The sequence below is a fragment of the Hydrogenophaga sp. genome, from assembly GCF_051007235.1.
In the GTDB taxonomy this organism is placed as follows: Bacteria; Pseudomonadota; Gammaproteobacteria; order Burkholderiales; family Burkholderiaceae_C; genus Hydrogenophaga.
In genome coordinates this window covers 1-5,123 of record NZ_JBPCSJ010000324.1, presented here as the reverse complement: position 1 = coordinate 5,123, position 5,123 = coordinate 1, and the positions used below count along the sequence as shown (strand labels likewise).

Below are 5,123 nucleotides of genomic sequence, written 5' to 3'. Positions count from 1 at the left end.
AGCCTGCACCGCGTCGATGTAGGCCGCGTCCGGACACAGCAGGATGGACTGCGCCAGCTCGTCGTGCTCGGCCTGGCTGAACAGGTCCATGGCCACCCAGTCGGCCGGCGTGCTGCCGTCGGCCAGCACCAGGCTCTCGCTCGGGCCGGCGATCATGTCGATGCCCACGGTGCCGAACACGCGCTTCTTGGCGCTGGCCACGTAGGCGTTGCCGGGGCCGGTGATCTTGTCGACCTTGGGCACGGTCGCCGTGCCGTAGGCCAGTGCCGCCACTGCCTGCGCGCCGCCGACGGTGAAGGCGCGCGTGACGCCGGCCACGTAAGCGGCGGCCAGCACCAGCGGGTTCTTATCGCCCTTGGGCGTGGGCACGACCATGATGATCTCGCCCACCCCGGCCACGTGCGCGGGGATCGCGTTCATCAGCACGCTGGACGGGTAAGCCGCCTTGCCGCCGGGCACGTAGATGCCCACGCGGTCCAACGGCGTGACCTTCTGGCCCAGCAGGGTGCCGTCTTCGTCGCGGTAGGTCCAGCTTTCGCCGGACGCCTTTTTCTGCGCCTCGTGGTAGCGGCGCACGCGCGCCGCAGCGGCTTCCAGAGCGATGCGCTGCGCAGCGGGCAGGCTGTCGAATGCAGCCTTCAGCTCGGCCTGCGTCAGTTCCAGTTCGGCCATGGCGGCCGCCTGCAATCCGTCAAAGCGTGCGGTGTAGTCCAGCACCGCCGCGTCGCCGCGCGCCTGCACATCGGCCAGGATGTCCGCCACACGCTGCTCGATCGCATGGTCCGTCTCCGCCGACCAGTGCAGCCGATGGGCGAACTGCGCTTCGAAATCGGCCGAGGCGGTGGACAGGCGAAGGGGCGTGGCGGTCAGGCTCATGACGTGGAATTGCCTTTCTGGAGGGCGTTGGTGAAGGCGTCAAGGATGGGGCGGATGGCGACCTGCTTGAGCTTGAGAGCGGCCTGGTTGACCACCAGGCGCGAGCTGATGTCCATGATCTGTTCGACCTCGACCAGCTGGTTGGCCTTGAGCGTCTTGCCGGTGGACACCAGGTCCACGATGGCGTCGGCCAGCCCGGTCAGCGGGGCGAGCTCCATGCTGCCGTAGAGCTTGATCAGGTCCACGTGCACGCCCTTGCTGGCGAAGAATTCGCGTGCGATGGTGGTGTACTTGGTGGCGACCTTCAGGCGCGCACCCTGCCGCACGGCGGTGGCGTAGTCGAAATCGTCGCGCACCGCCACGCTCATGCGGCACTTGGCGATCTGCAGATCCAGCGGCTGGTACAGACCCTGGCCACCATGTTCGATCAGCGTGTCCTTGCCGGTCACGCCGAGATCGGCGCCGCCGTGTTCCACGTAGGTGGGCACGTCGGTCGCGCGCACCAGCACCACGCGCACATCCGGCTGGTTGGTCGGCAGGATCAGCTTGCGCGAGGTGTCCGGGTCTTCCAGCACCTCGATGCCGGCCGCGGCGAGCAGCGGCAAGGTCTCGTCGAAGATGCGGCCTTTGGACAAAGCAAGGGTAATCACAAAGAAGTTCCTGACGTTTTGTTCTGCTCGCTCAGCATACCAATGCATGTTCCAGCGAACGCGGTGGAACCGGCTTTGCCGGGCCACTCGCGTTGCCCCCTTGAGGGGGTCGCGCGAAGCGCGGCGGGGGTGTTCATTTCACCCGTTCGATGTTGGCGCCGATGCCGCGCAGCTTGGCTTCCATCTGGTCGTAGCCGCGGTCCAGGTGGTAGATGCGGTCGACGATGGTCTCGCCCTCGGCCACCAGACCGGCGATCACCAGGCTGGCCGAGGCACGCAGGTCGGTCGCCATCACGGTCGCGCCCTGCAGCCGCTCCACCCCGTCCACCACGGCCACCTTGCCGTCGGTCTGGATCTTGGCGCCCAGGCGCACCAGCTCGTTGACGTGCATGAAGCGGTTTTCGAAGATGGTTTCGGTGACCTTGCTGGTGCCGGTGGCGATGCAGTTGAGCGCCATGAACTGGGCCTGCATGTCGGTCGGGAAACCCGGGTACTCGGTGGTGCGGAAGCTCTGCGCCTTCAGGCGACCCGACGCACGCACACGGATGAAACCGTCGCCGGCTTCGATCTCCGCACCAGCGTCGTGCAGCTTGTCGATCACCGCGTCCAGGTGCTCGGCGCGGGCATGGCGCAGGATCACGTCACCGCCGGTGGCGGCCACCGCGCACAGGAAGGTGCCGGCCTCAATGCGGTCGGCCACCACCTGGTGGTTGGCGCCGTGCAGACGGTCCACGCCCTGGATGTGGATGCGGCTGGTGCCGTGGCCCTCGATCTTGGCGCCCATGGCGATCAGCATCTCGGCCAGGTCGGGAATCTCCGGTTCCTGCGCCGCGTTCTCCAGCAGCGTCTCACCCTCGGCCAGTGCCGCGGCCATGAGGAAGTTCTCGGTACCGGTCACTGTCACCATGTCGGTGGCGATGCGGGCACCGTGCAGGCGGCTGCGCCCCTGCGGCAGCTTGGCGACCATGTAGCCGTGCTCCACCACGATCTCGGCGCCCATGGCCTGCATGCCTTTGATGTGCTGGTCCACCGGGCGCGAGCCGATGGCGCAGCCGCCGGGCAGCGACACCTTGGCGTGGCCGAAGCGCGCCAGCAGCGGGCCCAGCACCAGCACCGACGCGCGCATGGTCTTGACCAACTCGTACGGCGCCTCGGGGTTGAGGCTGTCGGGCGCCTGGAAGCTCATGCCGCCGCGCTCGCCGTGGGTCTCGGTCTTCACGCCCATGTTGTCCAGCAGCAGCCGCATGGTGGCCACGTCACGCAGGCGCGGCACATTGGTCAGGTGCACCGGGTCGCTGGTCAGCAGGGTGGCGCACAGCTCGGGCAGGGCCGCGTTCTTGGCGCCGGAAATGGTGACTTCGCCGTTGAGCGGGCGTCCGCCGGTGATGCGCAGTTTGTCCATGAAGCGGTCTCTTTCAGTTCTGCGCCGACCATTCGGCGGGGGTGAAGGTTTTCATCGACAGGGCGTGCACCTCGTCCGTCTTCATGCGGTCGCCCAGGGTGGCGTACACGCGCTGGTGGCGGGCGATGGGGCGCTTGCCTTCGAACTCGGTCGAGACGATGACGGCCGACCAGTGGCGGCCGTCGCCGCTGACTTGGAGGTGCTCGCAGGCCAGGCCGGCGGCGATGATGTGTTGCAGTTGTTCAGCGGTCATGGGCGGGGCGCTCAGTGGCGGATCTTGAAACCGGTGCGCAGCAGGTGCAGTGCAACGGTGCTGACGACGGCCAGCGCGGTGGCGACGATGGACAGGCTCAACCAGGGCGAGACGTCGCTGACGCCGAAGAAGCCATAGCGGAAACCGTCGATCATGTAGAAAAACGGGTTGAGGTGGCTCACGCGCTGCCAGACATCGGGCAGCGAATGGATGGAATAGAACACGCCCGAGAGGAAGGTCATGGGCATGATGATGAAGTTCTGGAACGCGGCCATCTGGTCGAATTTCTCGGCCCACAGACCGGCGATCACGCCCAGTGCCCCCAGCAGGGCCGCGCCCATGAAAGCGAAGGCCAGAATCCACAGCGGTGCCACCAGGCTGGGCTGGGCGTACCACCAGGTGGCCAGCATCACGCCCGCGCCCACCGCCAGCCCGCGCACCACCGACGAGCCCACATAGGCCACGAACCAGGCGCGGTGCGACAGCGGCGTGAGCAGCAGGAACACCAGGTTGCCCATGATCTTGCTCTGGATGAGCGAAGAACTGCTGTTGGCGAACGCGTTCTGCAGCACGCTCATCATCACCAGACCCGGCAACAGGAAGGCGGTGTAGTTCACCTGCCCGTACACCTTCTCGCTGTCTTCGAGCACGTGGCCGAAGATCAGCATATACAGGATGGCCGTGATCACCGGCGCCGCCACCGTCTGGAAACCCACTTTCCAAAAGCGCAGCACCTCTTTGTAAAACAGCATCTGCCAGCCACTCATGCCGCCACCCCCGTGCCGGAAGCCTTCTCCATCACATCGATGAAGACATCTTCCAGGTCCGCCTTGCGGATCTCCACGTCTTCGGCCGTCACGCCGGCTTCGCGCGCCCGCGCCAGCCACTGCTCAACCTCGATGGCGTTGTGTGCCGGCAGTTGGACCACGCGGCCGGTGACGCGCGCCTGGGCGGCCAGTTCGGCGGGCAGCGCCTGATCGGTCTTGAACCGCAGCACGTTGGACGATGCGCGGCTGAGCAGGTCGGAGGTCTTGGCCAGCGACACCACCTGCCCCTGCTTGAGCATGGCGATGCGGCCGCACAGGGCTTCGGCTTCTTCGAGGTAATGGGTGGTCAGCAGCACGGTGCAGCCCTGTTGCTTGTTGAGCTGGCTGATGAAGTGCCACAGCGTCTGCCGCAGCTCCACGTCCACGCCAGCGGTGGGCTCGTCCAGCACGATCACCGGCGGCTTGTGCACCAGGGCCTGGGCCACCAACACCCGGCGCTTCATGCCGCCCGAGAGCTGGCGCATGTTGGCACTGGCCTTGTCGGCCAAGCCCAGACCACTGAGCAGTTCGTCGATCCAGGCGTCGTTGTGGCGGATGCCGAAGTAGCCGGACTGGAACCGCAGCGCTTCGCGCACGTTGAAGAAGGGGTCGAACACCAGTTCCTGGGGCACCACGCCGAGCGCGCGGCGCGCGGCGGCGTAATCGGTGCGCACGTCGTGCCCGTGCACCAGCACGCGGCCACCGGTGGCACGCGCCAGGCCGGCCAGGATGCTGATCAGCGTGGTTTTGCCGGCGCCGTTGGGACCCAGCAGGCCAAAGAACTCGCCCGCCTCGATGTCGAACGACACGCCCTTGAGCGCCTGCAGCTCACCACGCGCGCTGCGGTACGTTTTGGAAACATTCTGGAAGGAAACGGCGGGCATGAAGGAGGAGCCCCAGTGCTCGCGTCGGGCCGTCTGGCCTGCCGCTGCGGGGAACCGGATATTTTACCGGCTACCCCTGCCCCGCCCTTGGCCGGGGCTGTTCGGCACTCAAACGGTGAGCAGTTCCTGGACGCCGTACAGCGCCACCAGATCGCGCAGGCGTTGCGGCCCGTTGTGCAACCGCAAGGCCTTGCCCTGCTGCTGCAGCTCGCGGCGCAACTCCAGCAGCACCGCCACGGCCGACGAATCGCA

General features: G+C 66.9%; 7 protein-coding genes. All 7 read right to left on the bottom strand.

Annotated features, from left to right (window positions below; all coding sequences use genetic code 11):
* A partial coding sequence (hisD, locus tag ACR2JA_RS11530) for a histidinol dehydrogenase (RefSeq protein ID WP_434009222.1) occupies nt 1-876 on the bottom strand: 876 nt, incomplete at its 3' end.
* Complete coding sequence (gene hisG, locus ACR2JA_RS11525) at nt 873-1,526, bottom strand: ATP phosphoribosyltransferase (protein WP_434009221.1); 654 nt, start codon at nt 1,524-1,526, stop codon at nt 873-875. The genes hisD and hisG, both read right to left, overlap by 4 nt.
* A gap of 133 nt (nt 1,527-1,659) precedes the next feature.
* Complete coding sequence (gene murA / locus ACR2JA_RS11520) at nt 1,660-2,928, bottom strand: UDP-N-acetylglucosamine 1-carboxyvinyltransferase (protein WP_434009220.1); 1,269 nt, start codon at nt 2,926-2,928, stop codon at nt 1,660-1,662.
* Nucleotides 2,929-2,941: 13 nt separating this feature from the next.
* Nucleotides 2,942-3,181: a BolA family protein gene (locus tag ACR2JA_RS11515; RefSeq protein ID WP_434009219.1), complete on the bottom strand. Its 240-nt coding sequence runs from the start codon at nt 3,179-3,181 to the stop codon at nt 2,942-2,944.
* An 11-nt stretch (nt 3,182-3,192) separates the two neighbouring features.
* Nucleotides 3,193-3,948 (bottom strand): ABC transporter permease, encoded by a 756-nt coding sequence (locus ACR2JA_RS11510; protein WP_434009218.1) that lies wholly within the window; start codon nt 3,946-3,948, stop codon nt 3,193-3,195.
* Entirely contained in the window at nt 3,945-4,871 is a 927-nt protein-coding gene (locus ACR2JA_RS11505; protein WP_434009217.1) for an ABC transporter ATP-binding protein, read from the bottom strand. Before ACR2JA_RS11505 ends, ACR2JA_RS11510 begins: the two co-directional genes overlap by 4 nt.
* 108 nt (nt 4,872-4,979) lie before the next feature.
* Nucleotides 4,980-5,123 (bottom strand): STAS domain-containing protein (locus tag ACR2JA_RS11500; protein WP_434009223.1); only part of this gene is annotated, 144 nt, incomplete at its 5' end.

What these genes read in the sequence shown, in the direction of transcription:
- murA (WP_434009220.1), bottom strand. Translation starts at nt 2,928, where the DNA reads ATGGACAAACTGCGCATCACCGGCGGACGCCCGCTCAACGGCGAAGTC.
- ACR2JA_RS11515 (WP_434009219.1), bottom strand. Translation starts at nt 3,181, where the DNA reads ATGACCGCTGAACAACTGCAACACATCATCGCCGCCGGCCTGGCCTGC.
- ACR2JA_RS11510 (WP_434009218.1), bottom strand. Translation starts at nt 3,948, where the DNA reads ATGAGTGGCTGGCAGATGCTGTTTTACAAAGAGGTGCTGCGCTTTTGG.
- ACR2JA_RS11505 (WP_434009217.1), bottom strand. Translation starts at nt 4,871, where the DNA reads ATGCCCGCCGTTTCCTTCCAGAATGTTTCCAAAACGTACCGCAGCGCG.